This window comes from Pseudomonas sp. CM25 (assembly GCF_013179705.1).
Lineage (GTDB): Bacteria > Pseudomonadota > Gammaproteobacteria > Pseudomonadales > Pseudomonadaceae > Aquipseudomonas.
This window is the reverse complement of the sequence record NZ_JABMCW010000628.1, coordinates 1-1,452: the sequence shown is the minus strand read 5'-3', so window position 1 is coordinate 1,452 and position 1,452 is coordinate 1. Positions and strand designations below refer to the sequence as shown.

The 1,452-nt window shown below is 63.6% G+C and carries 2 protein-coding genes; both read left to right on the top strand.

The window, feature by feature from the left end; translation table 11 throughout:
* On the top strand, nt 1–763 hold a 763-nt coding region (locus HP546_RS30165), incomplete at its 5' end, for an ATP-dependent DNA helicase (protein WP_172233515.1).
* 216 nt (nt 764–979) lie between these two features.
* On the top strand, nt 980–1,452 hold a 473-nt coding region (gene xerC, locus HP546_RS30160), incomplete at its 3' end, for a tyrosine recombinase XerC (protein ID WP_372242486.1).

Here is a 1,452-nt window from a genome sequence, read left to right as displayed (position 1 = left end):
GTGCCTGCGCAACGTCACCCCGGCACGCCTGCTGGCCCCGCGCATGCAAGCGGCACGCAGTGTGACGCTGTTTTCTGCCACGCTGAGTCCGCGGCACTTCTACAGCGACCTGCTGGGCATGCCGGCCGACACCGCGTGGCTGGAGGTGGCGGCGCCATTTCGACCCGAGCAGCTGGAAGTACGCATTGCCAGCCAGGTCTCCACCCGCTACCAGCAGCGCCAGGCCTCACTGGCACCCATTGTCGAGCTGATTGCCCGCCAGTATGAACAGATGCCGGGCAACTATCTGGCATTCTTCAGCAGCTTTGAATACCTGCAGCAGGTAGCCGGGTTGCTGGCCGAGCAGCATGTGCAGATTCCCATATGGGCGCAGCAACCGGGCATGGATGAAGCAGCGCGCCAGACGTTTCTGGATCGGTTCGTCACCGATGGCCAGGGCATCGGCTTCGCCGTATTGGGCGGTGCTTTTGGCGAAGGCGTGGATTTGCCGGGGACGCGGCTGATCGGTGCATTCGTTGCCACGCTCGGGCTGCCCCAGGTCAACCCGGTCAATGAGCAGTTCAAGCAGCGGCTGGGGCGCCAGTTTGGTGCGGGCTTCGATTACGCCTATCTGTACCCCGGCGTGCGCAAGGTGATCCAGGCGGCCGGTCGGGTCATTCGGGGCGATCAGGATCGTGGTGTGCTGGTGCTGATCGATGAGCGCTTTGCCGAACCGAGGGTACAGCAGATGTTCCCGGGCTGGTGGCCGGCAGCGATAGGCTGATCCGGTGGGCGGGCCTTGGTTCGTTCAGGGCTGCAATTGGGGTAAGATCACGACCCGTGCCAGTTTCAAACGCCTTGCATATCAAGGTGATGGCACTTCTTTGAGTCCGCATGACGTGCAGTACGGTCATCGAGACTCGCTCGTCTGTCGTTATGACTTGCTTCAGAGTTTGGCCGTTGCGCTGGCGGCCCGACGCACCGCTACAGGATTCACGTTTTGTCCGACCTCTCGAAAAACCCGCTGCTGCAGTACATGGCCCGTCTGGCCCCATCCAGCCAGCAAACCATGCGCTACATTCTTCAGGACGCCGCCGACCGGCTGGGCTTTGTCGACTGCAACCTCGTCGAGGTGCCCTGGCATCGGCTGGAGCCCGGCCATGTGATCGCCCTGGTGGCGGCCCTGCGCACCGACGGCTATGCGCCCAACAGTTCGTCGCTATACGTCAACGCCATTCGCGGGGTGATGAACGAAGCCTGGCGCCAGGGCCTGATCGACCATGAGCAGTTGTTGCGCATTCGCGAGGTCAAGCCGGCCACCGGCAGCCGCCTGCCGCCAGGGCGCAACCTGCGCCGCAGCCTGATCCGCGAACTGATGGACGTGTGTGCGGCGGACCCGCGGCCGCAGGGGGTGCGCGACGCAGCGATCATTGCCTTGTTGTACGGCACTGGCATGCGCAAGTCGGAATCGGT